Genomic DNA, 25,147 nt, shown 5'->3' on the forward strand with positions numbered 1-25,147 from the left:
GGTTAAAGCTCCTTGCGTTGCGAATGGTCGTCCTGGGGAACCGGGTTGCTGGCAGGGGCCAGCATGACCAGGGCGGTGGTGCCCTCGAAACGTTTGAACACCACCGGAGTGCCGGAGGGCAGCTCGGTGGCTCCGCTCTCCAGCACGCGTAGTCGATAGAAGTCGCCATTGACCTTGATGCCGGTGGCATTATCGAAGTCGCGGGTCAGGGTGACATAGTGTTGGTTCTTTTCCACACCGGTGCCGGTGGTGCCGTAGGCGACCCCCTTGGGCGAAAAGTGCGGGCGAATCACCATCACGCCCACGGGCACCAGAATACCCGCGAAGATGCCCATGCTGAGCAGTTGCCAGGGCAGTGTCAGCCCCAGTGCGGTGACGGCGGCGGTCAAGGCGGCGGCGATGCCCAGCGCCAGGAGGACCATGGCGCCAGAGGTCAGCTCGCCGAGACTGAGCAGCAGCGCGATGACTAACCAAGTGTAGGCCGGATTCCAATCCATGTGCACTCCTTATCAAGTGGGCTACCCCAAGGGTAACGTACCTTAGGCCTCTTGACCTCTGTGCCGCCCCAAGGTTTTAGACCTTTAATCTATCGTGACGATAGCATCCTGCCTGACAGAGGCAGGCAAAGCCAATCAGCCATTGAGGAGCACACTGATGTCCAACGCTTGCCAAAGTGTCACCCAGAGCCTTTTACCCGCCATGCGCAGGCCGTACTGGGTAGGCGTCATGATGCTCGCGGGGGCGCTGATCACGCCGCTCAGCCATGCGCATCATCACTCATCCGATCACTCATCAGATAGCCACGCCCACGAGTCCCATGGGCAGGCCGCATCACCTTCAGAGCATCCGGCCGTTGCCGCTTTTCAGGCGGCCAATGACCGTATGCATGAAGATATGAACATGGCCTTCAGCGGAGATCCCGACGTGGACTTTGCCAAGGGCATGATTCCGCACCATGAAGGTGCCATTGCGATGGCCGAGATCGTGCTCGAATATGGTGATGATCCAGAGATTCGCCAGCTCGCCGAGGAGATTATCGCGGCTCAAGAGAGTGAAATTGCGTTTCTGCGCGAGTGGCTCGAGCGTCAGGAACATTAACGTCACCTTGCCCGCATAATCCGCTACGCACCGGCCCCAACAGTGATATTCTGCCCGCCTCTTCAGGGTCGCATCAAAGGAGCGCTGCGTGTCGGGGGTAATTTACGGGTTGGATTTGGCGGGGGTGATCGTGTTTGCCCTGTCGGGAGTCATTTTGGCCTGCCGTTCGCGGATGGACCCGTTTGGCATGCTGGTGCTGGCGGCGGTGACCGGGATTGGCGGCGGCACCTTGAGGGATCTGGTGCTGGGTGTCCGGCCGGTGTTCTGGGTCACCGACCCCACGTATCTGTGGGTCATCCTCGCCACGGTGGGCGTGTCGTTGGTGGGATTTCACTATATCCATCGTCTATCTCGGGGGTTTTTACCCATCGCCGATGCCTTCGGCCTGGCGCTGTTTACCGTGATCGGTACCCACAAGGCGTTGCTGCTGGGCACGTCGGGGGTGGTGGCGGTACTCATGGGCATGATGACCGGTGTGGCGGGAGGCATGATTCGTGACGTGTTGGCTCAGCGGGTGCCCATGGTGCTGCGCGAAGAGATCTATGCCACCGCCGCCATGGCGGGCGGGATTGTGTATGTCGCGCTGCAGGCGCTCGATGCGCCGCTGACATTCGCCATTGCCGCCTCATTGAGCGTGACGCTGGGCCTGCGCTTAGCGGCGATTCATTGGCACTTGGCCCTGCCGGTGTTTGCCTGGGTCACGGTGCCGCCTAAATACCAAGACGCCAACGCGCCGCTGTCTACACCTCAAAAGGCCAAAGAGCGCGTGCGTATGATTCGTCGAGAACGCACGCGCCGCTAAGGCCTTGGAAAGCGCTGGGCCTCTCGCCAGCGGTCAAACCAGCGCTTGGGTTGGAGTACGCGTAGGGCCGGTTCGCTGTCATTCAGCTCCACGCCGAGGCCCACGGCACCCAGCCGTGCATAAAGCGCGCCGTTGGCTTGGCCGTCGGCTAGGCTCACATCGGAAAGCAGAAGCAGCGGGCCGCCTGTGAGCGTGAGGTCATGCAGGCGTATTTGCTCGCCGCTCACTGTGAGTAGGGCGTGCCCGTTGATGTTATGCACGTTTAAAATCCTGCCCAGCCAGTCGCTCTCCCGGGCACGGGCGAGAAATAGCCGTGCCAGCAGCCCAGTATCGCGCATGCCTAACCGTAGCTGGCTGGTGAGTTGTATCGGGGCGTCCCAGTTGAGCTGGGCTTCTTCCATGGTGAGCTGCACCCACCAGCCTGCGTCCTGAGTGCCGTCGTCGCTTCGGCGAAAAACGTTTTCCAGGCGCAGGTAGGAGTCATTGGCGACAAAGCGGCGCGTCTCGATATCGCCCTCGGTGAGCTGTAGGTGCAGTGTCACGTCTCCCCTCAGGCGCTGCTCCAGTAGCGCCATCTCGGTTTCGAAAGCGCGCAGCGTGATATCACCTTGGGCGCGCAGCCCCTCTAGCAGCCATTCGCTGGTTAGGCTGGCACTGCCGGAGAGTAGCTCAACCCCCGCATCTTCTGGCAGGTAGCGATTGTAGCGGGCAATGTCCGGCACCTCGGTGATTGGCAGCGCAACGCGGGTGGTGAAGTGTTCGGGAGCGGGGGCGTCGAGTACATCACTAAAGCGGTCGGTTTGGGTGGTGAGCGTAAAGTGGCGGCCTTCCAGATGCGGGCGGTCATCATCTTGTCGCCGTAAGGCGAACTGTGGAATGCCTAGCGAAAGCTGTGCTTGCTCGGGGCTATCTAACTGGGCGGTCAGCTCGCCGCGCCCGGTGGCCAAGTAGTCGAGAAACGTCACTTCCAGCTGGTTAGCATTGACCCGCAGCCGAGTAGGGGCTTGCAGCGTGTCGTCTATAAACGCGCCCTGTAAAAAAAGCTGACCGTTGCCGGAAAGCGATACGCCGTGAGCGTCCGGTAAAAACGTGTTGAGAAACCCTAGCCGCTGCACGCTGCCCTCCAGCGTGAACTGCCCGCTTGGGGTGGCGTTTTGGCGCTGAAAGCGACCGTCGCGCAGCACCAGCGTGCTCTCCAGCGCTTCGCCGGGATGTTGCGGGTCGGCCACCTGCCAGCTTAGCCGCGAGCCGCTGATGTCCAGCGCTGTGCCATCCAGCGCCGCTTGGTTGATGGCCAGCGCCAGCTGTATATCGCTCACCAACGTGCCGCTCTGCTCACTACGTTGCCAGCCGGTGGTCAGCGCGTTGCCAGCCAAATAAAGCTCGCCGCTCAGTTGCTCGGTCGTGAAGCGGAGCTGCCCGTGGCTGGTGGCTGAGCCGCTGTTTAACGTTAGCGGAGAAGGGCGGGGCAACACCGCCGCAAGGTAGGGTTGTAGCGCTTGGATATTGGGCAGCGTTGCTTCTTCCCAAATTAGTTGCGCCGTGGCGCTTTGTTGTGCCAGTTCGGGGTCGAGGGGGCTTTGTGCCGCTAGCGTTAGCGCTGCATCCGCTAGCAAGGTTCGCTCCTGATGGCGCAGCGTGGCGTCTGTGAAGGCCAGCGTTGCCGCTACTTGCTCATCGGGGGAGAGCGTCGTGTCGAGCGTACCGCTGCCTTGCGCGGTGAGTTCAAGCAGCTCTGCGCCTAGCGTGGGCGCTTGAACGGTTAGCGATGCTTCATAAGGGCGCGCATCCCGCAGCGTCGCGCTGGCGGTGATGCTCCCCTGGCCGGATAGCCGAACCCCTTGGCCATCGAAGACTGTTGCGAGATAGCGGTCAAGCATGTCCAGGCGCGTTACCTCGCCCGATAGCTCAAGTGAGGCGCCAGTGGGCAAGTCGAGTTGGTCCAGGCGCTGATTAGGGATGTGGGTAGCGAGGGAGAGCCGTGTGTTTGTGGCGTAGGGGTGCGTGTCGGCTAGCGTGACGTCCTCCAACTGAGTAGCGAAGCGCAGTTGCCCCTCTACCACAGCGAGCCTGACGCGCCCCTGGCCCGTGGCGGTATGCGGCGGCGGTGTGTCATCCGCTACCAGCCAGCGGCGCGTGTTGTCGGTACCTTTCAAGCGCTGCTCATCGATAGAGAGCGCAAGCCTTGGGGTTGCTAATGTGAGTTCGCTGCCCGGCTGTAGTTGGCCCTCGGCAAGCGCTAGCTCACCTTCCAATACGCCGTTGCCTGCCAGGCTCAACCAGGGCAGCGCCTCTAGGTAGGGCATGAACACGTCCCAAGCATCCGCTTGAGCCGTGATGGCAAGCTGGGCGGTGAGGGCGTCGAGCAGCGCCTCGGTTAACGCATCGCTACTTTGCTGGGTAGAAAGTGAGTCCAGCGACGCCGTACTGCGTAGCTGAATATCCTGCACCAGCGTGGTTTGATCGCTCAAGCGGACGAGGCGGCCCTGGGTGATGTCCAAGCCTACATAAGGCACGCTGAGGATCTCTTGGCTGAACTGGGTATCCTCGACCTTCAGCTGGCCCTCTGCCTCCAGGGCAATGTCCCCGACGGTAAAGCGGCGAATGCCGTTTGCCTCCAGTGCTTGAATATGTAGCTCTCCGCGAAGCAGGGCAAGCAGCGATAGCGACAGGGTGGCTTGGCTAGCCTCGACGGTAATCGGTAGCGCTTCGTCTTCCCGGGCTAGGTAGAGATTTTCCACCTCCCAACGCCCTGGGTGAAGGCTCTGGGCGTTAGACCAGCGCACCTCGACCCCTTCGATGGTGGAGATTCGTTGCGGTAGCCACTGGCTGTTGAGTAGCCAGTAGCTGCCTATCAGCCAAATTAGCACAAGCGCTAGCGCGCCAAACAGCAGGGCGATGAGAAGGCGAAAACGACGTGGTGCAGTGGGCGTGTCACGGGACATACGGGCTTCCTAGCAGATGACTCCTGTTGGCGCGTGTTTTATGGCATTATGCGCGACGTGGGGCAGTTATGGGTTTTCGATTTCAACGCTAGGCAGGCAGCAAAGCCATGTTCAAGGATTTTTACGCGCAGCGCGGAGAGTATGTGGTGATCTCCGCGGAGCAGGCCAGCCGCTTCGCTAAAAGCGTGGCCGGCGACTACAACCCGATTCACAACCCGGATGCGCGGCGTTTCTGCGTGCCCGGCGACCTGCTATTTACGCTGGTGCTGGTGAAGTTCGGGCTGTCGCGACAAATGGAATTTCGCTTCACCAATATGGTGGGGGCCGATACACCCATCAAGTTCAGTGAAACCGAGAACGGGGATATCCACGTCTGTGACGACAGCGGTAAATGCTATTTACAGGTTGTCCGCAGCGGCGAGATGACCCGTGATGAGGCGGTGGTCGAAGGCTTTGCCCGCTGCTACGTCGCCTTCTCGGGTAAGAATTTTCCCCACTATCTCAAGCCGCTGATGGAGCAGCATGGGGTGATGTTTAACCCTAAACGCCCGCTGGTGATCTACGATAGCATGGGCTTTTGCCTGGAGCGTTTAGACGGCTTCTCACCTAATCTGGCGCTGAATCAATCCTCCTTGGATGTCCAGGGTAAACGCGCTGATGCGCTGCTGGAGTTTTCCATTGAGTCAGCCGGTGAAGCGGTGGGTGTAGGCTCTAAGAAGCTCGTCGTCAGCGGGCTATGCGACTACGATGCTACCGAAATGGCGGCCATTGTCGACGAATTTTACCGCTTGAAAGCCGCCTACGAAGCCGCCTAGGGCAGTGGATGTCTACCCGTCATTGCGACGCTGCGTTAGCGCAATGGCGGGTGCCATTAACGCAACCGCTCAGGTATTCTCAAAGCCGACTAATTAAAAAAACACCCAAAGCGCCGCACGGCGCTCTGGCTGGACAACGAGGCTTTGCATGAGCCGAATGAAAACGCTGACGCTTGCCTGCGCCGCAGCCGCCTTGGCCGTTTCTTCCATGAGCGCCCAGGCGCGTGACTTCCGTTTAGGGCTGATTACACCCGCCCAGCATCTGTGGTCCACCGAAGCCGAAGCGTTCGCGCAAACACTCAACGAGCGCTCAGGCGGCGAGCATAGCGTAAGCGTTTTTCCTGCCCAGCAGTTAGGTAACGAAGCGCAAATGGTGCAGCAGCTGCAAACCGGCGCGTTGGACATGGCCTTTCTGACCATTGCCGAAATCTCCAACCGCATTCCTGATTTTGGCGCACTTTACGCCCCGTATCTGGTGGACGACGTCAACCACGCGGCGCGCCTGTTGCGTTCCGATGCGGCCGGTGAACTACTCGACTTGATGCCGGAAGGCGTGGGCTTTGTTGGGGTAGGTTACGGCATGGTAGGCATGCGCCAAGTATTGAGCCGCAGCCCTATTGAAAGCGCTGATGATTTGCATGGCCAGCGGCTGCGTATTACCCCCTTCGAGCCGATCCGTGACTTCTACACCGCGACTGGCGCCGCTCCTGCGCCCATGCCTTTGTTGGAAGTGTATGATGCTCTCGCCAATGGGCAGGTCGACGCCATCGACATGGACTTCGACTCCATTCTGATTCTGAAATTCTACGAGCAGGCGAACAATCTGCTGATCTCCAACCATATGATGTTCCCGATGGTAGGGGTGGTGTCTGGGCGGGTATGGCGCGAACTCTCTGAGGCAGACCGCGAGCTGATCGATACCGCCATGGCCGAGCACCTGGAGAACGTACTGAGCGGTTTTGAGGAGATGGACGCCGCCCAGGAAGAGGAGATCCGCGCGCTGGACATCAATATCGTCGAAGCCGATGCCGAGTTCTTCTCCGAGGCGATTGCCGAGTGGGAAAGTATTTGGGCACCGAAAGCCCCTATGTTGGATACCCTGCGCGCCGAGGCTGACCGCCTGCGCGACGAGTAATCCTTAACGTCAAACAAGCCGTTGATAAAGGCCTTTAATCATCATGTTGCAACGCCTTTCCAAAGGGCTTGCCCGTTGTGAAGAGATCACCGCCGCTGCCTTGGCAGCGGCGGTGACGTGTTTAATTCTCACAAATATCGCCTTTCGCGCGCTGGGCAGCCCGCTGTACTGGGTCAGTGAACTGGCGATTTACGCCATGATCTGGATGACGTTCTTGATTGCTGGGGCGGTGTTGAAACGCCGCCAGGGCATCGCGGTGACACTGGTGAGCGACCTGCTGCCGCCAACGGGTAGAAAGCTGGTCGGCGTGGCGGTGGATGCCATGGTGCTGTTGTTTGCCCTGCTGCTGGTCTGGCTCTGCTGGGGCTGGTACCAGCCGCTGACGCTGGCCCAAACCGGCTTCGATACCCAGGCGTTTCAGGGGCAAACGTTTAATTTTATCTATGCGGAAAACACCTCCACCCTGGGCATTAAAAAGTTCTGGGCGTGGCTGATTGTGCCTTGGTTTGCGCTCTCGCTGAGCCTGCACGGCGTGGCGAACCTGACGCAATCGCTAATGGCATTAAGGGGGCGGGTATGACGGTCGCGGTGTTCTTGCTACTGCTACTGGGAGCGGTGCCTATTGCGCTAGTGCTGGCGCTTACGGCGATGTGGTATATCCAGGCCTCTGGCAATACGGTGCTGTTTGATTCCTACCCGCAGCAGCTGTTTAGCGCCATTGAAAGCTACGGCTTGCTGGCGATTCCGCTATTTATGCTGGCCGGGGAGTTGATGAACGAGGGCGGGCTGACCAAGCGCTTGATTGCTCTGGCCCGCATTCTGGTGGGAGGCTTTCGCGGCGGCTTGGCTTATATCAACTTAGTCGCCAATATGATGATGGCGGCGATCATTGGCTCGGCGGCCTCGCAAATCGCCATTATGTCCCGCGCTATGGTGCCTGCGATGGAGGAGGAGGGGTACGACACGCCCTACAGCGCGGCGATTACCGCCGCTGGCGGGCTTTTATCGCCGATTATTCCGCCCTCTATGCTATTTGTACTGTTTGGGGTGATGGCCCAAGTACCCATTGCGGAGATGTTTATCGCTGGGCTACTGCCGGGGCTGTTGCTGGGCGCGAGTTTCTTCGTGGTTATCGCCCTGGTGGGGCTGGTGCAACAATACCCGAAAGGGCAGTGGCCAAGCCGGCAACAGGCGCTGCACGATGCGCTATGGGGCATGCCTGCACTGCTGATTCCGGTGATTATCATTGGCGGTATTTTGCTGGGCATTGCGACGCCCACGGAGTCGGCGGCGCTGGCCTCGCTGGCGGCGCTGTTAATGGGACGCTTTGTGTACGGCGATCTGCGTTTTCAGCAGCTACCCCAAGTGCTTACCCGCACGGCGATTAATGCTGGGCTGGTGATTATGCTGATTGCGGCGGCAGGTGTGTTTGGCTGGGTAGTGATTTACGAGCAGCTGCCGCAAATGGCCGCTGAATGGATTGCCGCGCTGACCAGCAGCCCGTTTCTGTTTCTGCTGCTGGTGATTGGGGCGCTGCTGCTAGTGGGAATGGTGATCGATGGGATTGCCGCACTGATTCTGGTGGTGCCTATTTTAATGCCCATCGCTCAAAGCCAGTTTGCGATTAGCCCTTACCAGTTTGGCGTGGTGGTTTGCCTGACACTGGTGATGGGGTTGCTCACCCCGCCAGTGGGCGCGGGGCTGTTTATCGCTTCCTCCATGACCGGTGCGCCGCCGCTAAAAATCTTCCGAGCGCTGCTGCCCTTTTTATTGGCGACCCTCGTCACGCTGGTGCTGCTGGCGTGGTTGCCCTGGCTAACCGATGGGTTGGTTCGGCGTTAAAAACAGCATAGCGAGGGCGCTGCCGAGAGGGAAAGGCGTATTGCATTTGGCTAAACGTTTTTGTCTTTATCGAGTGGCTAATTGACGTTTACGTTAACTTGCTGATATACCCTACAGGCTCCCTATTAGAATCCATAACAAACACAACCACGAGGATCAGTGTTATGTCCGTTCGTGAAATACCCATGTATATCGATGGTCAGCCAGTGATGTCGCAAAGCCAGGAGTGGCGCGACGTTGTTAACCCTGCCACCCAAGAGGTAGTGGCTCGCGTTCCATTCTGCACCTCAGAAGAGGTCGAGCGGGCCGTTGCCAGTGCCAAAACGGCGTTTAAAGAGTGGCGCAAGGTGCCGCTGGGTAAACGCATGCGCATTATGCTCAAGCTTCAGGCCCTTATTCGCGAGAATACGGCAGAGCTTGCCGCGTTAATTACCGAAGAGCATGGCAAAACACTGCCCGATGCCGAAGGTGAAGTAGGCCGCGGTCTTGAGGTGGTGGAACATGCTTGCTCCATTACCTCGCTGCAGCTAGGCGAATTAGCCGAAAACGCAGCGAACGAGGTGGATGTTTACACCATGCACCAGCCGTTAGGCGTGGGCGCGGGTATTACGGCATTTAACTTCCCGATTATGTTGCCCTGCTTTATGTTCCCGCTGGCTATTGCCACGGGTAACACCTTTGTATTGAAACCCTCCGAGCAGGACCCGAGCTCTACCATGCGGCTAGTCGAGCTGGCCCATGAAGCGGGCATTCCCGCTGGTGTGTTAAACGTGGTGCACGGTGGTCCAGATGTAGCGAATCAAATTGCTGACCACCAGGATATCAAGGCGCTGTCGTTTATCGGCTCGACTCATGTCGGCTCGCTGCTATACAACCGTGCCGCGGCGGCAGGCAAACGGATGCAGGCGATGATGGGGGCCAAAAACCACTGCGTCGTTATGCCTGACGCTAACCGCAGCCAGGCGATTGACAGCCTGTTAGGGTCTGCTTTTGGCGCGGCCGGGCAGCGCTGCATGGCGAACTCGGTAGTGGTGCTGGTGGGGGAAGCCCGGGAGTGGATAAAAGATATCGAAGCCGGTGCCCGTGGCATGAAAGTAGGGCCAGGCTCTCAGCGCGATGCAGACCTGGGGCCCTTGGTATCGCCCCAGGCGAAAGAGCGGGTTGAGCGCTTAATCAGCGCCGGTGAAAAAGAGGGCGCCACACTTCTGGTAGATGGCCGTGGCTATACGGTGGACGGCTACCCGGAAGGCAACTTTGTAGGACCGACGCTATTTGCCGATGTAACGGCGGATATGACCATTTATCGGGAAGAGATTTTCGGCCCTGTGCTGTGTGTGGTTAGCGTAGAAACGCTGGATGACGCCATCAACTTTATTAATGCCAACCCCAATGGCAACGGCACGTCGATTTTTACCAACTCTGGCTGGGTGGCTCGCCGGTTTGAAACGGATATCGACGTTGGCCAAATTGGTATCAATGTGCCGATTCCTGTTCCCGTTGCTTACTTCAGCTTTACCGGATCTCGGGCATCCAAGCTGGGTGACTTAGGCCCCAACGGCAAACAGGCGATTGCTTTCTGGACGCAAACTAAGACCGTCACGGCCCGTTGGTTCGAGCCTGAAAACGTCTCTAGTGGGATTAACAGCACCATTTCGTTGTAAAAGATTCGTTGTTATACGTTTGGGCGATGCGCCTCTTCCAAGCTAGCGGAGGAGGCGCAAGTGCGTTAAAAACGATCAAATAGTGGCAGGCTGTCGTTGAGCAGTTGCTCAATGGGGGCAAGCTGGCTTTCATGGAGCACTAGCAGGTAAGGGGCGTCGTGCTGCTCGCTTATGGGGGCCAGCAGTGCAAACTCACCCTCTTCCATGTGGAATTCATGGATTTCACGGGGGCCATGTGGGGTATTGCACTGAGAGCAACGATAACTGTCATCTTCGCCGTAAACCAGGCGGTGATACATCTTAAATAGCGTATAGAGGGCTAACCCACCATTAAACGCAGGCCAACGTGCAGGCGTTTCGACAATATCGTCTGTCAGCGTTTGGCCTTCTGCCTCGGCATCTGCGATGGCATCGGCAAGAGGGGCAGCTAAAATGGACGTGTTATCGGCAGGCAGCGGCTCATTTTGCCGGGTGGCGGTGGTGAAGCGCTCCACGGCAGTGTGGTAGTCATCTAAGCTATGTAGCGCATAATCGGCGTGCTGCAGGTCAGATGGCTCAAAGCCTCCGTTCTCCCAGCCATGAATGACACGTAGAGTGACTTGCCCGCGCTGCATCGGGCGTGCTAGCAGCGTATGAAGCATAACGCGGATATGTAGCTGACGCTCATCCGTATCGTTTTCGAACGCACGGTAAGGGTCGGCAAAAAGCTCATGCAAACGCCCTGGCGTGTGCTCTTTAGCTTCAGAGTATGTCATGGTGGTTTCCCTGTTAGTACGCCGCTTTGCTGATAACGTACGGCTTTTATGACATGGACTTAATAAGAGTATGGTGAGCGCGAACGCGAAATGAAAGGTGCTTTAGTTAGCTATTTGTTACCAGTTAATTTAATCGCGCTATTTATATCATGAACATAACAAGAAGGTGTCAATATGTCTGCTGCTATTAGCCGTTTTAAACTTCCCGAAACGCTGGATGATGTGCCAAGCGATATTCGTGATGCGATGTTAGCTGTGCAGGAAAAAGCGGGGTTCGTGCCTAATGTGTTTCTGATGCTGGCGCATCGCCCTGAGGAGTTTCGCGCTTTTTTTGGTATGTCGAATCGCCTGGTGACCCTAGCGGGCACGCCGCCTAATTCCGAGTTCTATCTCATGGGGCGCGTGCCGAAAAAGCCTGACGAATTGGTTCGCGAAACGCCTTAAGACTTTACTACGGCGCTGCTTTGATTGAGGATGACGCCTTCATTCACTGTCGCCAGGGGAGCCCAAAACGGGCTGAGAATGCGCGTAACGCAGACCCTGGAACCTGATCCGGTTCGTACCGGCGGAGGAAGCGCGACATGCCATACCTAACGTCTGCTGTGTTAGGCGCAGCCCTGTGCTGCTTTGCCTTTCTGGGTCTTCGGGCACGCTTTGGCGGCGGCTCCCTGGATGATTATGTCACCGCCCGCAACTCGCAAACTGCGTCCACTCTGGGGCTGTCTTTTTTAGCCTCTGGAATGGGTGCCTGGATTCTGTTTGCTCCACCTGAAATTGGTGCCTTTGTTGGCCCCGTGGCGCTGCTGGGCTATGCCTTTGGCTCGGCGCTTCCGTTTATTGTATTGGGCCTTTATGGGCCAAAAATACGCCAAGCGCTGCCTGAAGGGCGCAGCATCGCGGAGTTTGCTGAGGCGTGCTATGGCAAAAACGTTCGTCGCTTTGTGGCGATGGTATCTGTTGCTTATATGGGCTGCTTTTTAGCCGCTGAGTTAACTGCCATTGGGGCTATTACCGCGCTGCTCTCTGATGTGCCGCCTGCCGTGGTGATCATTGGCGTTGCTCTAACGACGCTGGTGTACACCGTGATGGGCGGCCTTCGCGCCAGCCTTGCGACCGACCGTTGGCAGGCATGGCTGCTGTTGGCCCTACTACTGGCGGTGGCGAGCGTAACGCTTTGGCGGCTACCGAGCATGCCCAGCGACGCCGCTTTACCCTCATTGCCAATCGGTAGCTCGCTCAGCGTGGCATTGACGCTGGTGATTGCTGTGACGGCTGCCAATTTATTCCACCAGGGCTATTGGCAGCGGGTGTGGGCGGCACAAGATGAACAAAGCCTTGGGCGTGGCGCCTGGCTAGGCGGTGGTATGACGATTCTCGTGGTGATGGTAATTGGTGGCGTGGGCATGATGGCCGCCATGAGCGGTGTCAGCTTAGGTGAGCCGCCCATGCCGTTTTTTGCGCTGTTAAGCGATGCGCCGATATGGATCACGCTGCCGTCACTGGTACTTGCCGTTACCCTGGTCACGTCTAGCGTCGACACGTTACAAAACGGGATTGCCTCGCTATGGGCCAGCGGCGACCGCCCAGATGCTTTAACCAAGGCCCGCTGGCTTACTGTCGCGATCATGGTGCCGGTGATTGTGATTGCTCTGCAGGGGCTCTCGGTGCTTCGCCTGTTCCTGATTGCCGATCTGCTGTGTGCCGCCATCGTGGTACCGGTACTGCTTGGCTTATGGCAACGCATGACGCCTATGGCTGCGATAGGCGGCGGGCTTGCTGGGCTAGTGGGCGCTGTGCTGCCGGGTTGGTTGAGCCAAGGCAGTGTTAGTGCGGGAGTGATAGCAGCCACCTTCCCCGGCAGCGTACCAACCCTTGGCCCGTTTGTTGGGGCGCTGCTGCTCTCAACTGCGGTGAGTATGATCATTGCTGGAGCCAACAAGCGCCGCGTCCTTGCCCGTTAATCAAGGCGTTAAGCAGGAAATTTCGTTTCGCGTTATGCTGGCAGGGATCTGACTACTACTGTAGGTGCGATCGCCATGAGCCACCTGTTACCTCCTAACGAAAATGCCCGTTTGGCTGCGCTTAACGAGCTAGCACTGTTGGATACGCCGAACGAGCCTGTTTTTGATCGCATTACGCGCTTGGTAACGGTGCTACTCGGTGTGCCACAGTCAACTATCACTCTGATTGATTCCGATCGGCAGTGGTTTAAGTCGCAAGTTGGTATCAATATCTCCGAAACGCCGCGGGATGTGGCGTTTTGTGCCTACACCGTGCTGGAAGCTTCTCCGTTGGTGGTGAAAGATGCGCTGCAAGATGAGCGTTTTGCCACCAACCCTTTCGTGACTCGACCTGATGGAATACGTTTTTACGCAGGCATTCCGCTTAAAAACTCACAGGGATTGGTGCTGGGTTCGCTGTGTGCGATGGATAGCAAACCGCGGCAGTTGAGCGCTCAGGAGCAGGCCGCGTTGCAAGATTTAGCCGACATTGTGACCGGTGAGATTCACCTGCGCGAACGGCTCATTAAAGAGCAAAAAAATAGTATTGCCACCCAAAAAGCGCTCACTGAGCTTCATCAAAGCCTTGAACAGCAAATCGAGCGGCGTACTCGCGAGCTCAATTTGGTGATTGAGTCTGCCTACGATGCCTATCTGAGCATTGACGCCCAAGAGCGGGTGCTGGACTGGAACCGTGCTGCAGAGAGTATATTTGGCTGGAGTCGCAAAGAAGCTTTAATGCGCCCACTAACGGCGCTTATGTTTCCCCAAGGGCTACCCAATCAAGATGAATCTGCGCCTATTTCTTGTGAGGCGACGCGCCGTGATGGCGTCCGCTTGCCGGTCGAAGTACGCTTGAAAAGCTATGAGATTAATGGTCGGATGCGCCGTAGCCTGTTTATTCACGATATCACTGAGCGCCAGCAGCTAGAGCGGCTTCGGGATCAACAGGCCCGTGAAGATGTACTGACTCGGTTGCCTAATCGCCGTGCGCTTGACGAGCGCTTATCCGAAGCGATGGCGCGGGTGCGCCGTACCCTAAACCCGCTGGCGGTGCTGTTTCTTGATTTAGACGGGTTCAAGCGTGTTAACGACCAGCATGGCCACGCCATGGGTGATGAACTGCTGCGCGACGTTGCCAAGCGCTTGCAGTATGCCGTTCGCGAGACGGACTTTGTTGCCCGTTGGGCAGGAGACGAGTTTGTCGTGCTGCTAGAAGGAGTCACCGCCGAGGCGCTAGAGCCATTGGCCCAGAAACTGATTCGCCTCATTGAAGAGCCGCTTCATGTTGGTAGCTCTACCTTACGGGTTAGTACCAGCATCGGTGTAGCGCTATTTTTGCCAGGGGCGTCTGAAACGGCTCAGGAGTTGTTAAAGCGAGCTGACGTGGCAATGTATATGGCTAAGCGGGCGGGTAAAGCGCGTATAGAGCTAGCGCGCCCGGCAGATATAACGCCCAAGACTTAACGAACCCAGGGAAGAAAATGATTCGTTGCATATTAACCACCCCAGAAGGCGATGTGCGTGAGGGGGATGTACGCCTAATCGACGACTGGAAAACAATGCCCACTGCCCATTTGTGGGTTGATATGAAAGGCGAAAGCGAAGCGCAGGAGCGTGATGTGCTAGAGCGTTTTGACTGCCATCCCTTGGCCATTCAAGATGCCCATAAAGAGCGACACCCGCCGAAAATTGAAGAGTTTGAGAACCATACGCTGATTATTTATCGCGGCATTTCATCATTCGATGCCCAGCTTAATTTTGTGCCCCAGCAGGTCTGTTTCTTTATCGGCGAACGTTTTTTGATAACGCTTCACCCCGGAGAAGCCTTGAGTATTGAGCGGCTGTTAAATGAGCAGGGTAAGGCGTTGCTGGCGCTTTCCCCAGAGCATGTGGCATTAAAAGTGATGTATACCTCAGCAGGATTTTATATTGATAGCCTGCTGGAGTTTGAGATGGAACTTAGTGATCTTGAGGATGAGCTGCTCGAAAACGGCAACGATGTTCTGATGCGTAAAATTACGACTTACCGCTCGCGGCTGGTGAAAATGCGGCGCATCTTTAGCTATCACAAAGGTATTACTCAAGAGCTAACGGCGTATGACTACGCCCACTTACCTAGAGGTGAGAGTGAAACCCTGCACGCGATTACCGATGTAGAGGAGCGCTTTGAGCGCCTCTATACGCTGACACAAATGTACTACGATATTTGCGGTGACTTGGTGGATGGCTATATCTCTATTTCTTCTCACCAGCTAAATATCACGATGCGTGTCTTGACGGTGATTACCGCTATTTTTGTTCCGCTGACGTTCATTGCCGGTATTTACGGAATGAACTTCGAATATATGCCTGAGCTTAGCTATCAATACGGCTACTTCTTTGTATGGGGGGCCATGTTGGGTATTGGCGGTATTTTAATCTGGCTGTTTAAACGCAAAGACTGGTTCTAAAGCCCTTGCCGGGTGGTGAGTTGGTGTAAACGAAATGCCAGCATGCAAAGCCCCAGCGCAATCAAGAGCCACAGAGCGGCCAGTAACATAGGAAAAGCCCGGGCCCCAGCGATATCCAGCAGCGGGCCTGTTAAAGACGGAATAATCAACGCACCGCTACCCGCTGCGGTAAAAATAGCGCCGGTGGTGCGGCCCCGCATCACAATGGCCTGATTGCATAGCGCAAAGAGTGTCGGGAAAAAAGCAGAGGCCGAAAGCCCAAACAGCAGTGCTCCGAGGCTTAGAGGCAGCCAGTTAAAATGCAGGCCGGCCGAGGCACCCAAGCCCAGCGCCAAACAACTGGCTAACACCTGCCAGGGTGAACAAACACGCAGCAGAGGAATGGCCAGCAAACGGCCAGCAGATAGCGCTAGCCAGAATAGAGTGGCCAGCAGTGCCGCCTGCTCGGTAGTCAGCCCTGACAGCGCGCCATACGCCGTCACCCAGCCAGCAAACGTAATTTCAATGCCCACATAAATGGAAAACAGCAGCATAAATAGCCCCAGCAGCAGTGGGTCACGATGTTTGAGCGCTGCCAAAGTGGCTGGGTCAGGGTCTACCGTTGGCATAGTCGGGCTGGCAAAGCGCGAAAGTGGCCACAGCATGGCAGCCACGCTTAATGCAACAATCCAAAACGTGAGATGAAATTGCCCGGTAAGTGAGAGTGCGGCAATCATAATCAGCGGCGTAAGCATGTTGCCGAAGCTAAAGCAGAAGTGTAGCGCGCTCACGTTTGGGCCTGCCGCATCGCGGTGTAGCCATAGCAGTAGCGTATTTCCCCCCGCGTTTAGCGATACTTCCGCAAAGCCCAACAGCATAAACAGCAGCGTTAACAGCACCAGGAGCGGGCTAAGCGGCGCCAAGGCTAGCCCAGCTACCGCCAGCATGCCCATCATCACCAGCACGTGGTGGCCGTTGAAGCGGTCCATGAGCAGCCCGGTGACCATCGCGCCGCTCATGTTGCCCACGGCGCGTGCGGTAAACAGCACGGCGATCTGGCTCATGGAGGCACCGCTGACCTCGGCCAGGTGTGGCAGGGCCGGGCCAAGCAGGCCGCCGGTCATGCCAATGGCAATGAACAGCCCAAAATAGGTCCAGGTGAGACGGCGATGGTACGTCGAGGGGAAGTGAAGCATACCGATCCTTGGCGAGGGCAGAGGTACAGTCAGTCGTCTAGCTTGACGGGTTTTGCTCTCCATCACTATTGGCGAAAAGTTGACGCCGCGCCATGTGGTTTGCCAAGGAGTGTGGCATGCTCCCACTCGACCAACGACTTGCAACTCACCGGAGAGTGACCACCATGACCCTCATGATCTTAGGCCTGCTGATCTTTTTAGGCGGGCACTCGGTACGTATCTTTGCGGAATCCTGGCGACAGCAGCAGATCGCTAACCGTGGCCAAAGCACGTGGAAGCTGGCTTACTCCGTGGTGGCCCTCATTGGCCTTGCCATCGCCATATATGGCTACGGTCAAACGCGCCTCGACCCTATCAATCTATGGTTTCCGCCGATGGGCTTACGCCATGCAGTGGCGCTGCTGATGCTGCCCGCGTTTATTATGTTGGTGGCAGCGTATGTGCCGGGTAACGCGATCAAAGCCAAGCTAGGCCACCCGATGATGCTGGCCGTCAAAATCTGGGCGTTTGCCCACCTGCTAGTGAATGGCCGACTGAGCGATATCCTCTTTTTTGCAGCGTTTCTTGTCTGGGCTATTTTGGCGTTTAAAGCCGCTAAACAGCGTAGCCGTCAGCAGCCCGCTGCACCGCAATCAACTTCGCTGGCGGCTACGCTGGCCACGGTGGCGATTGGCGTAGTGGCGTATGCCCTGTTTGCCTTCTATCTACACCCGGTGATCATCGGTGTGCCGGTCTTCGGCTAGTCCCTTGAACCTCGCCCGGCGTTTGTTATTGTCGCGGCATATGCACTGAATAAGGAGCCCCCCATGGCCCATACGGATAACAACGCGGCGATACCTGCCACGATGTCAGCGATGCTCTTAACCGGCCACGGTGATGTGGACGTGCTGCAGTACCGCCAAGATGTACCTACGCCACAGCCAGGCCCGGGGCAGGTGCTGGTGCAGGTCACGGCCACAGCGAAAAACAACACCGACCGCAAAGCACGCGAAGGGCTATACCCCACCAAAGGGAAAGAGGACGTCACCTCGTTTGCCATGGGCGGCTCCCCGACGCTGACGTTCCCCCGCATACAGGGGGCCGACGTGGCTGGGCGGATCGTCGCCGTGGGGGAGGGCGTCGACGCCCAGCGCATTGGCGAGCGTGGCCTACTGGATTTCAACATCTACGCCGATGAGCGTCGTGATATTAACCTCACGCCGGACTACTACGGCCACGGTGCTGATGGCGGCTATGCTGACTACATTGCGGTGCCTGCCGACCAGTTCCACCACGTCGCTAACCCTGAACTGCATGATGCTGAGCTGGCCGCTATGGGCATGTGCTCCTATCAAACGGCCTACCACATGATGACTGCCGCCAACGTTCAGGCGGGAGAGCGCGTTCTCGTCAGTGGTGCCAGCGGAGGGGTCGGCACGGCATTGATTCAGCTCTGTCGTATCGTCGGCGCGATTCCCTACGCCGTCAGTCAGCTCGATAAAGCCGAAGCGCTGCGCGCGCTCGGCGCAGAAGCGGTGATTGATCGTGGTGACTTACCGACGTTTGTCGAGCGTGTGTTGGCAGAAACCAAGGGGCAAGCCATAGATGCCGTGATGGATCTCGTTGGCGGCGAGATGACCGACCTGTTTATCGACACCATGATTGGCGATATGCATAGCCGCGCTACGTATCCTCGGCTTTCCATTGCCGGTGCTAGCGGCGGCAACCTTAGCGAGATTATGTGGACCCGAGTCTACCTGTATCAGGTGCAGATTTTCGGTGTTTCCCACGGCACTCGCGAGGAGGCAGAGCAACTAGTCGCCTGGATTCGTAGCGGTGAGTTGAAGCCGGTGCTGCACGGCGCGTTCAAACTCTCGGAATTACATCAGGCCGAGCGCTACTTTGTGAACCGGGGCAGCAACTACCTGGGGAAAATCGTTATTGTCCCCGATGCTCAGTGGGACACCCACGGTGCACCGTTTGTCATTACCACTGCCTAGGAGCCGGGTGAGTGAAAAACCTTCATACGATTCAATTGTTGGACACACATGCCGGGGGCGATGTGAGCCGCATCGTCACTGGCGGTATTGATACGTTGCCCGGTGCCACGGTTCGCCAGCAGATGGAGTATCTGCGTGACGACGCTGATGGGTTGCGCCGTTTGCTACTAGAAGAACCCTACGGCATTCCCGAAATGTCGGTGGATCTATTGGTGCCCGCCACCGACCCAGAAGCCGTTGCCGGGTACATCATCATGGAAGTGATGGGTTACCCAATTTACTCGGGCTCGAACACGCTGTGTACGGCGACGGCCGTGCTCGAGACCGGTATCGTGCCCAAGCAGGAGGGGATTCAGCGCTTCAAGCTGGAAGCCCCGGCGGGTTTGGTGCAAATCGAAGCGCGGGTGCATAACGGCGTGGTGGAATCGGTCACGTGTGAAGGTCTGCCCAGCTATATCGACACCTACCGCGACACCATCCAAGTCCCGGGGATCGGTGAAGTCACTTACTCGGTCGCTTACAGCGGCGGCTTTTACGCCCTGGTCGATGCTGAGTCGCTGGGCTTCAAACTGGTACGTGATGAAGAGCAGGCGCTGGCGGCTTGCGCTCACAAAATCGTCGAGGCGATTCAGGCGCAGCGCGGCTTCTCTCACTATACCTTGGGGGATGTGGGGCCGCTGCCGTTTTTGCACTTCATGGGGCCAGAAGAGTCGGTGGCGGAAGGCTATATCCGCTCTCGCTCCACGACGTATGTTCACCCTGGCGTGATTTGTCGCAGCACGACGGGCACCGGTACGTCGGCACGGCTGGCATTGATGAATTACGAAGGGCGGTTAAAGCTGGGCGACAAGTTAGAAACGATATCGCTGCGGGAGACAGGCTTCATCGGTACCTTTACCGGTACGCATCAAGAAGGCGCTTACCAAGTAGTAGAAAACACCATTACCGGACGCAGCTACGTGCTGGCGGAGTCTAATATTGTCATCAACTGCGATGACCCGATGGTGGCCTGTGGTGAGCTTCACCATATCTTGAGCGATCGCCACGACGAAGAGCGTTAAGCGAAACAGCCGTTCAGCCTGTGGTGGCATCTCTTGCCGCGTTTTGCTGCTCAACATAGCCTGCTTGTTCAATGCGTTCCCACACCGGGGCCTTCTCGGCCTCGGTCATACTTCCCCAGCAGGCGATTTCATCCAACGTGCGCCCGCAGCCCTGGCACATCTGAGTGCTAGGCTCTATTTGGCAGACATGAATGCAGGGCGATAGCGGACGAGGAGACGTGGGCATTTGGGTCACTGTGTTAGGCATGGAAGAAGATTTTGGGCGGGATAACCCCTAGCCCACCGGCACTTTACCACGCAGTGACTTAATTTTTCCTTTGCGGGTTTTATGGTCTACCCGGCGACGCTGTGAGCCCTTCGTGGGTTTTGTAGGGCGGCGCGTTTTAGGCTGTTTGGCTACGCTCTTGATCAGCGCCTGCAGGCGGTTCAAGGCATCCTCTTTATTCAACTCCAAGGTGCGGTAGCTCTGGGCTTTAATAATCACCACGCCCTCTTTGCTGATGCGCTGGTCGGAGAGTGCCATCAGGCGCTCTTTATAAACCGGCGGCAGCGTTGAACGCTGAATATCGAAACGCAAATGCACCGCTGAGGCAACTTTATTGACATTTTGGCCGCCAGCGCCCTGGGCGCGAATTTGGCTAATATCAATTTCCCAGTCCGCCACGCTGACGCTATTGGAAATAGTGAGCATTCAGTTCCTTGGTATCCCAGTGAGTCTATAAAGGCTAACATACTTGACAGTGGTTAGGCTGCGGCTGCCTATTAAGGAGAACTCTCTCGTTATGTGATAAGGAGCGCCCATGGAAGCCCTGCTAGAACAATCTCCGCTGAGTGCTGGAACCCTCTACCGGCTGCTGTCAGGTAGCGTCTGTCCCCGGCCTATTGCCTGGGTGGCAACACAAGACAAGCGTGGCAACGCCAATTTAGCGCCGTTCTCGTTTTTTAACGTAGCCAGCATCGACCCGCCCATCCTGGCTTTTTCACCCCTGCTGGATGGTAGCGCGCAGCCCAAAGACACGCTTCGCAACTTAGACGACCTCGAAGAGTGTGTTGTGCACGTGGGTACCGAAGGATTGATTGAAGCGCTCAATACCACCAGCGCCAGCCTGCCCAGAGAGGAAGACGAGTTCACCCTGGCAGGGCTTGAAAAGGCCACCATGCAAGGCATCCGGGTGCCCCGTATTGCCGCAGCCCCCGTCGCGTTTGGTTGCAAACTGGTGGATGTGATTCGCTTTGGTGATCGACCGTTGGCCGGTAGCCTTGTGTTGGTACAAATCGTGGCGATATACATCGACGATGAATTATGGGATGGCCGCCACGTTAATATGGAGGCACTCCAACCGATTGGCCGCTTGGCGGGCAGCGACTATGTGCGCATTACCGACCGCTTTGCTATTGAACGGCCTGCGTAACCGACGACACGTTTTATTACATTCTGTTTAAGGCTAGTTGAGCTTAAGTCGTATATTCTTCCGCCGATAACAGTGAAAGCACACTACGTAGGGGGAGAATTAATGCGGCGTACAAAAACATGGCTATTGGTAGTTGGGCTGTTAGCAGCGCCACTGGCGCAGGCAGAACTAACGGTGGGCATCGTTGCCCCTTTAAGCGGGGGGGCTGCCCCGTTAGGCATCGGTATGCAGCAGGGAATTGATACCTACTTTGCCAAGATAAACGCTGAAGGTGGCGTCAACGGCAATCAATTGGCTTTAAAAGCCTATGATGATCAATATGCGCCGCTGCAGGCTGCCAAGCATACCCGTGATCTGGTAAGTGATGAGAACCTACTGGCCGCCGTTGGCAATGTGGGTACGCCCACCGCAGCGGTCACCATTCCTATTTATAACCAAGGGAAAACACTGCTGTTTGGTGCATTCACAGGGGCAGGTATTCTGCGCCGTTCGCCACCGGACCGCTATGTGATCAACTATCGGGCAAGCTACGTACAAGAGACCGCCGCCATGGTGGATGGGCTGCTTAGCGCAGGTATTCAACCGGAGGAAATTGCCTTTTTTACCCAAAACGATAGTTTTGGGGATGCGGGCTATAACGGCGCGATAAGTGCTATGCAAGCGCGGGGCTTCTCCAATACGGCTAACTTGGTTCATGGCCGCTTTACCCGTGGGACCCGGAATATCCATCAGGGCTTGGCGACTATTCTCCAAGCGCCAGTCACACCACGCGCGGTCATCATTGTTGGCACTTTTGGGCCGGCAGCAGATTTTATCCGTGAAGCTCGCCAAGACCTACCTGACACGCTTTTTCTTAACGTCTCGTTTGTAGGTAGCCAGGCGCTGTTAGAGGAGTTGGGTTCACGACGAGCAGAGGGCGTTATTGTGACGCAGGTGGTGCCACCGCTAGATGCTGACCTTCCTGCGGTAGAAGAGTATCGCCAAGCGCTGGCAGAGTATGCGCCAAACGCTGCCCCTGACTTTATCTCTCTGGAGGGCTACCTTGCGGCCAAGCTGTTTGTAGAAGGTGTAAAAGCCGCGGGTAGTAACCCTGATCGTGAAGCGGTTGTAGATGGCTTATTAAGCCTTGGCAGTATTGATATAGGCGTTGGGGAGCCGCTCACCCTTGGCCCGAATGACCATCAGGCAAGCGATGCTGTTTGGCCTACGGTTATCCGAAACGGCCAGTTCGAGCCGTTGGATTGGGCCAATGTAGCTCAGTAACTCTCCTGTTTGTATTCTCTCTGACACGACGAACTACTCTAATGAAAAAGACCATAAGTATCCGCGCTATGCTGATTAGCCTCTTTGTCGCCGCTGTACTGGGTGCCATTGTGCTAGCAGGAACGGGCTGGGTGACCAACCAGCGTTTAATTAACGTTCAGCACTTTATTACCGACGAGGTGCTGCCGCTTCAGGACGCTAGCCGCAGCATGGTGCTTACCATGGGCGCTTTTGGACAGCGGCATGCTGATTTACTGGCGACTGATGATACGCAAGCGTTGGCGGACATCACTCCCCGTAGCGCATTAGAAGAGCGCTATGCTCAGGCTCGAGAGGGGCTTGCGGATATTGAGGAAACCGGTGCTGCTGGGCAGCTGTCTGCTTTGGATAACTACTTCCAGGCGCTGTTGACGGGCGATGAGGCGCTGGAAGGTGTGCGCCGCGATGCGCTGAATCTACAGGTGAAAATGGCCGAACAGATTGCTCAAATGGAAGCTGCTATTACCAATGTGATGCACAGCGCCGAAGATATTGCTGGCCGCACAGCGCTGGCTCAAGTGCGTGAAGCGCGCATCCAGCGTGAGCTAGTAGAAGCTTGGCGGCAGGAGGGAACAACTACACTGCCGACGCGGTTATTAGATGACATCTTTAGTGCGCAGGCGGATGTCGGGCGGCTAAGTAGCAACGCGCGTATGGCGGTTGCCACTCTTGCAGACCTAGGGCGTCAAATGATGCAAGTGGATAGCATTGATGCGTTGGTGAATCTGCGCAGCAATGAGATTTCTCAACAAGTGTCGCTGGCCCGCCAGTCCCTGGCAGCGATTGCTGATGCCTCCAGCACCACAGTCGAGCAGCGTGCACTGATTAGCGAACTCGATGCGGTGATTGTCGAACTCAACGGCATCATGGTGGAAGACGCCGACTCGGTTTATGCGCTGCGCCAGCAGCAGTTGGACCTCGGTGCCCAAGTGCAGGCCGCACTGGCCAACGTAGCCACTGCGATGAGCCAGATGCGTGCTGCGCTAGGTGATATTGAAGCCTATACCGTTGCCCAGGCAAGCAGCGCCAGTGAGGAAGCCCAAACCTTGGCTAATGCTGGCCGAACGCTACTGTTGTTGGTCACGGCGGGCGTCATCGGGGTGCTGGCGATCTTTGGCTGGCGGACATTGGTGCGCGTACTCGGCCCGCTGGTGGCAATGCGCCGTCAGATGGAGAACATCAGCGGCGCTGCTGGTGAGAATGCCGACTTATCCATGCGCTTAGCCCTAGAGCGTAATGATGAGGTCGGGCAAGCGGCCCAGGCATTTAACCGAATGATGGATACCTTTGAAGGCGTGGTGGCGAGAATTCGTGAAAGCGCCGAAGCCATTGCCGCGAGCAGCCGTCAGATTGCCGCCGGTAATGAAAACCTTTCCCAGCGGGCCGATCAGCAGGCGGCATCGCTGGCTGAAACGGCCTCTAGCCTGGAACAAATAACCGCCACGGTAAAACAGACCGCTGACTACGCCGACCAAGCTAAAGGTGTCAGCGGTAGTGTGGATGAGCGAGCGCGTTCAGCGGGCGATGTTGCCAAGCGCACCACTGCTGCCATGAGCGATATCCGGCAGGCGAGCGAAAAGATTACCTCTATTATCAAAGCCATTGATGATATCGCCTTCCAAACGAACCTTCTGGCATTGAACGCTTCGGTAGAAGCCGCCCGGGCAGGAGAGCAGGGGCGTGGTTTCGCGGTGGTTGCCCAGGAAGTACGTAAACTAGCAGGGCGCAGTGCGGAAGAGGCGGCGCAAATTCGCCACCTAGTAGACGACAGCGTGAAAAAAGTGAGTGAAGGCGAACAGCTGGTAAATGCCTCCAGCCACCACTTGCAGGAGATCATCGACAGCCTATCCGAAGTGACTCGCTACGTAACGGAAATTGCCGGAGCGACCAAAGAGCAGTCGGCGGGTATCGACCAGATTAACCAAGCGATCTCGCAGTTGGATCAGGTCACGCACCAAAATGCCCGCTTGGTACAAGAAGCCTCTACCGCTAGCCAGACCTTGGACGATCGCGCAGGCGATATGCACACGCTGGTCAGCCGCTTCCACGTGAGTCACAGCCGTGGACAGCATCAGGCTGCGCTGCCTGCGAAGCAGGATACCGCCCGCCTGACCTGATCGAAAGCTTGAACCTTTCGTCATAGCGATGTCTCCTATGTAATTCTAAAACCAGGCCGCCTCACTGATGATGCGCCGACCCATAAGTTTGCCAGTACCGTCGAAGAAGCGGGGGATAACCAAATCTCTCGGGCCAACGTGGCCTATGCATTGCTACGTGTGGTGCAAACCCCTGGCCTCATCAATCAAGAAGTCACGCTGCTTGATGGCCAGCGGCCTCTCGACGCGCTGCTGTAGCGCTAGTTGTTTTAGCGCTAAGTGGTCATAAGCCCGTTGGTTCTCAACGGGCTTTTTTTGTGGTGCGCCAGGCATGGCGCGCAGCGCCAATTAGGCGCTATCCGGTCCGCCGTGGTGGTTGGCCGGATGACTTGGGGGTGAAAGTCCCCTACGGACCCTGATAGCGGGAACCGTTAGCTGAACAGCAAGGGTGTTCGTCGTGAGGCGGAATCTGAAGGAAGCTGTAGGCAAACTCCTGGCCCGACGAACAGGAACCGCATATGAGGCAGCCACATCTGGGCGAGAGGGCCATGAAACTCGAAGCCCAATAGCTATCCAGAAGATGTGGAAGTAGATGCGGCGGGTAGATGGGAGGAAG

23 protein-coding genes, 1 pseudogene and 1 riboswitch are annotated in these 25,147 nt (G+C 57.0%); of the genes and pseudogenes, 18 read left to right on the forward strand and 6 right to left on the reverse strand.

Annotated elements, in window-relative coordinates; genetic code table 11:
- Positions 1-2: 2 nt before the first annotated feature.
- Entirely contained in the window at positions 3-497 is a 495-nt protein-coding gene (locus tag BMY49_RS05275; RefSeq protein ID WP_089675135.1) for an NfeD family protein, read from the reverse strand.
- A 157-nt stretch (positions 498-654) separates the two neighbouring features.
- Between BMY49_RS05275 and copM the strand changes: the two genes are divergently transcribed.
- On the forward strand, positions 655-1,098 hold the full coding sequence (gene copM / locus BMY49_RS05280) for a CopM family metallochaperone (protein WP_208596171.1): 444 nt from the start codon (positions 655-657) through the stop codon (positions 1,096-1,098).
- An 88-nt stretch (positions 1,099-1,186) separates the two neighbouring features.
- Entirely contained in the window at positions 1,187-1,900 is a 714-nt protein-coding gene (locus tag BMY49_RS05285) for a trimeric intracellular cation channel family protein (protein ID WP_089675136.1), read from the forward strand.
- Here BMY49_RS05285 and BMY49_RS05290 read toward each other — a convergent pair.
- Positions 1,897-4,845, reverse strand: a complete 2,949-nt coding sequence (locus tag BMY49_RS05290) for a translocation/assembly module TamB domain-containing protein (RefSeq protein ID WP_089675137.1) — start codon at positions 4,843-4,845, stop codon at positions 1,897-1,899. The two genes, BMY49_RS05285 and BMY49_RS05290, sit on opposite strands and share 4 nt — an antisense overlap.
- A gap of 107 nt (positions 4,846-4,952) precedes the next feature.
- On the opposite strand from BMY49_RS05290, the gene BMY49_RS05295 reads away from it, so the two are divergent.
- From BMY49_RS05295 to BMY49_RS05315, 5 genes are all read left to right on the forward strand, one after another.
- The gene (locus BMY49_RS05295; protein WP_054645262.1) at positions 4,953-5,660 is read left to right on the forward strand and encodes a DUF3581 family protein; all 708 of its coding nucleotides are present in this window, start codon (positions 4,953-4,955) and stop codon (positions 5,658-5,660) included.
- A 148-nt stretch (positions 5,661-5,808) separates the two neighbouring features.
- Positions 5,809-6,795, forward strand: a complete 987-nt coding sequence (locus BMY49_RS05300; protein ID WP_089675138.1) for a TRAP transporter substrate-binding protein — start codon at positions 5,809-5,811, stop codon at positions 6,793-6,795.
- 43 nt (positions 6,796-6,838) lie between these two features.
- Positions 6,839-7,375 (forward strand): TRAP transporter small permease, encoded by a 537-nt coding sequence (locus BMY49_RS05305; RefSeq protein WP_089675139.1) that lies wholly within the window; start codon positions 6,839-6,841, stop codon positions 7,373-7,375.
- Positions 7,372-8,637 (forward strand): TRAP transporter large permease, encoded by a 1,266-nt coding sequence (locus BMY49_RS05310; RefSeq protein WP_074210260.1) that lies wholly within the window; start codon positions 7,372-7,374, stop codon positions 8,635-8,637. Before BMY49_RS05305 ends, BMY49_RS05310 begins: the two co-directional genes overlap by 4 nt.
- Positions 8,638-8,801: 164 nt before the next feature.
- Complete coding sequence (locus tag BMY49_RS05315; RefSeq protein ID WP_089675140.1) at positions 8,802-10,298, forward strand: CoA-acylating methylmalonate-semialdehyde dehydrogenase; 1,497 nt, start codon at positions 8,802-8,804, stop codon at positions 10,296-10,298.
- 65 nt (positions 10,299-10,363) lie between these two features.
- Here the strand turns inward: BMY49_RS05315 and BMY49_RS05320 are convergent, their stop codons facing one another.
- On the reverse strand, positions 10,364-11,053 hold the full coding sequence (locus BMY49_RS05320) for a hypothetical protein (protein ID WP_089675141.1): 690 nt from the start codon (positions 11,051-11,053) through the stop codon (positions 10,364-10,366).
- Positions 11,054-11,227: 174 nt separating this feature from the next.
- Between BMY49_RS05320 and BMY49_RS05325 the strand changes: the two genes are divergently transcribed.
- The 4 genes from BMY49_RS05325 (at position 11,228) to corA (ending at position 15,506) form a co-directional block, all read left to right on the forward strand.
- Positions 11,228-11,497, forward strand: a complete 270-nt coding sequence (locus BMY49_RS05325) for a carboxymuconolactone decarboxylase family protein (protein WP_089675142.1) — start codon at positions 11,228-11,230, stop codon at positions 11,495-11,497.
- Between the two features lie 44 nt (positions 11,498-11,541).
- Positions 11,542-11,645, forward strand: a riboswitch (TPP riboswitch).
- Complete coding sequence (locus tag BMY49_RS05330; RefSeq protein ID WP_074210264.1) at positions 11,635-13,014, forward strand: SLC5/6 family protein; 1,380 nt, start codon at positions 11,635-11,637, stop codon at positions 13,012-13,014. Its footprint overlaps the riboswitch before it by 11 nt.
- A gap of 75 nt (positions 13,015-13,089) precedes the next feature.
- Entirely contained in the window at positions 13,090-14,520 is a 1,431-nt protein-coding gene (locus tag BMY49_RS05335) for a sensor domain-containing diguanylate cyclase (protein ID WP_089675143.1), read from the forward strand.
- A 17-nt stretch (positions 14,521-14,537) separates the two neighbouring features.
- Positions 14,538-15,506, forward strand: a complete 969-nt coding sequence (corA, locus tag BMY49_RS05340) for a magnesium/cobalt transporter CorA (RefSeq protein WP_062360163.1) — start codon at positions 14,538-14,540, stop codon at positions 15,504-15,506.
- Here the strand turns inward: corA and BMY49_RS05345 are convergent.
- On the reverse strand, positions 15,503-16,681 hold the full coding sequence (locus BMY49_RS05345; protein ID WP_089675144.1) for an MFS transporter: 1,179 nt from the start codon (positions 16,679-16,681) through the stop codon (positions 15,503-15,505). The genes corA and BMY49_RS05345 overlap by 4 nt on opposite strands.
- 164 nt (positions 16,682-16,845) lie before the next feature.
- Here BMY49_RS05345 and BMY49_RS05350 point away from each other — a divergent pair, with 164 nt between their 5' ends.
- The 3 genes from BMY49_RS05350 to BMY49_RS05360 all read left to right on the forward strand — a co-directional run bounded on the left by BMY49_RS05350 (position 16,846) and on the right by BMY49_RS05360 (position 19,721).
- Positions 16,846-17,424 carry an NnrU family protein gene (locus tag BMY49_RS05350; RefSeq protein ID WP_062375493.1) on the forward strand — a complete coding sequence of 193 codons (579 nt, stop codon included), beginning with the start codon at positions 16,846-16,848 and terminating at the stop codon, positions 17,422-17,424.
- Positions 17,425-17,487: 63 nt separating this feature from the next.
- Entirely contained in the window at positions 17,488-18,660 is a 1,173-nt protein-coding gene (locus BMY49_RS05355) for a zinc-binding dehydrogenase (protein WP_089675145.1), read from the forward strand.
- An 11-nt stretch (positions 18,661-18,671) separates the two neighbouring features.
- A complete protein-coding gene (locus BMY49_RS05360) occupies positions 18,672-19,721 on the forward strand; it encodes a proline racemase family protein (RefSeq protein ID WP_062360178.1) in 1,050 nt (349 codons plus the stop codon).
- A gap of 13 nt (positions 19,722-19,734) precedes the next feature.
- Here BMY49_RS05360 and BMY49_RS05365 read toward each other — a convergent pair whose 3' ends face one another.
- Positions 19,735-19,968 carry a DUF1289 domain-containing protein gene (locus BMY49_RS05365; protein WP_244154919.1) on the reverse strand — a complete coding sequence of 78 codons (234 nt, stop codon included), beginning with the start codon at positions 19,966-19,968 and terminating at the stop codon, positions 19,735-19,737.
- 27 nt (positions 19,969-19,995) lie between these two features.
- Complete coding sequence (arfB, locus tag BMY49_RS05370) at positions 19,996-20,412, reverse strand: alternative ribosome rescue aminoacyl-tRNA hydrolase ArfB (RefSeq protein ID WP_062360180.1); 417 nt, start codon at positions 20,410-20,412, stop codon at positions 19,996-19,998.
- 109 nt (positions 20,413-20,521) lie between these two features.
- Here arfB and BMY49_RS05375 point away from each other — a divergent pair, with 109 nt between their 5' ends.
- The 4 genes and pseudogenes from BMY49_RS05375 to BMY49_RS17975 form a co-directional block, all read left to right on the forward strand.
- A complete protein-coding gene (locus BMY49_RS05375; RefSeq protein ID WP_089675146.1) occupies positions 20,522-21,133 on the forward strand; it encodes a flavin reductase family protein in 612 nt (203 codons plus the stop codon).
- Positions 21,134-21,235: 102 nt separating this feature from the next.
- The gene (locus tag BMY49_RS05380; protein ID WP_089675147.1) at positions 21,236-22,396 is read left to right on the forward strand and encodes an ABC transporter substrate-binding protein; all 1,161 of its coding nucleotides are present in this window, start codon (positions 21,236-21,238) and stop codon (positions 22,394-22,396) included.
- Positions 22,397-22,437: 41 nt separating this feature from the next.
- Entirely contained in the window at positions 22,438-24,552 is a 2,115-nt protein-coding gene (locus BMY49_RS05385) for a methyl-accepting chemotaxis protein (protein WP_089675148.1), read from the forward strand.
- A gap of 30 nt (positions 24,553-24,582) precedes the next feature.
- Positions 24,583-24,789 (forward strand): annotated as a pseudogene (locus BMY49_RS17975) (NAD(P)H-binding protein); the annotation flags it as partial.
- Positions 24,790-25,147: the final 358 nt, after the last annotated feature.

This window comes from Vreelandella aquamarina, from assembly GCF_900110265.1.
Taxonomy (GTDB): Bacteria; Pseudomonadota; Gammaproteobacteria; order Pseudomonadales; family Halomonadaceae; genus Vreelandella; species Vreelandella aquamarina.